This window comes from Mesorhizobium sp. M7A.F.Ca.AU.002.02.1.1 (assembly GCF_003998535.1).
In the GTDB taxonomy this organism is placed as follows: domain Bacteria; phylum Pseudomonadota; class Alphaproteobacteria; order Rhizobiales; family Rhizobiaceae; genus Mesorhizobium; species Mesorhizobium ciceri.
The window spans coordinates 1-1,218 of sequence record NZ_RZPB01001203.1; the positions used below are offsets into that span (position 1 = coordinate 1).

Below are 1,218 nucleotides of genomic sequence, written 5' to 3' on the forward strand. Positions count from 1 at the left end.
GTCTTCCGATGCCTGGGTGCTCGCCGGCGACCTGGTCTATGTCTTCGAGAATGTCGAAGGCCCAGGGGCCGTCGTCGATGTCGATACGCCGATGTATGTGCCGGTCGGTCTTGCTCTTGGCAGCCAACAGAACCTGTTGATGGCCACCGAAGCGATGATGAAACAGGTCGGCTATGAAGCGCAACGTGTCATTCCAGTACATGAGGAAAGGCTCAAGGACCGCTTTCCGTCGCGGATCACCAAGGACGGACTGCGCATTTCGGAGATCTGCCTGGCTGACGGCGAGACATCCAAGGTACGATGATGTCAACAAACTTGAAGCAAGTCGCAGTTATCGGCGGCGGACTGGTCGGAAGCGGCTGGGCGGTCGTCTTTGCGCGTGCTGGCATCCCGGTTCGGCTATTCGACGCAAGTGAAGACATCCGGCAAGGCGCGTCCTCTCGTATCCGTGGCAGTCTTTCGGACATGCAAGAGTTCGGCCTGGTCAGCGATGTCGATGCAATCGCGCAACGCATCGAAGTGGTCGACAGCTTGGTCGATGCAGTGTCGGGGGCCGATTACGTGCAGGAATCCGTCTTCGAACGCGTCGACGTAAAAAAGGCAGTGTCCGCCGAGATCGGCGCTGCCATACGTGACGATGCGGTGGTAGGCAGTTCGAGTTCCGGCATACCGGCTTCGATGTTCACTGAACAGGCCCCAAGGCGATCGCGCTTTCTAATCGCCCACCCGGTCAATCCACCGCATCTGGTGCCGCTTGTCGAACTGGTAGCTGCCCCATGGACGGATCCGGAAATCGTTCCATGGCTGCGCGAGACGATGGAGCAAGTCGGACAGGTGCCGATCGTCGTCAACCGTGAGATCGAAGGCTTTATTCTCAACCGCCTCCAAGGTGCGCTGCTGAACGAAGCCTGGGCGCTGTTGGATGCGGGCTTGGCAAGTGTGGCCGACATTGATCGAACAGTTGCTCATGGTCTCGGCCTGCGCTGGTCGTTCATGGGACCGTTCGAGACGATCGATCTGAATGCACCCGGTGGCATAGACGATTACGCACAACGTTTGGGAACGCTGTACCACTCGATCGCACAGGATCGCCGCGATCCGAAACCCTGGTCCCCTGATCTGATTAAACTCGCCACGGCCGAGCGCCGGGAAATACTGGCAAAGCCAGAGCTCGAGGCCCGTTCGGCATGGCGCAACCGTCGGCTTATGGCTCTGGTT

General features: G+C 59.0%; 1 protein-coding gene and 1 pseudogene. Both read left to right on the forward strand.

The window, feature by feature from the left end; all coding sequences use genetic code 11:
• A pseudogene (locus EN879_RS39255) lies at positions 1–304 on the forward strand (N-acyl homoserine lactonase family protein); the annotation flags it as partial.
• An 11-nt stretch (positions 305–315) separates the two neighbouring features.
• A partial coding sequence (locus EN879_RS36460; RefSeq protein WP_206521091.1) for a 3-hydroxyacyl-CoA dehydrogenase occupies positions 316–1,218 on the forward strand: 903 nt, incomplete at its 3' end.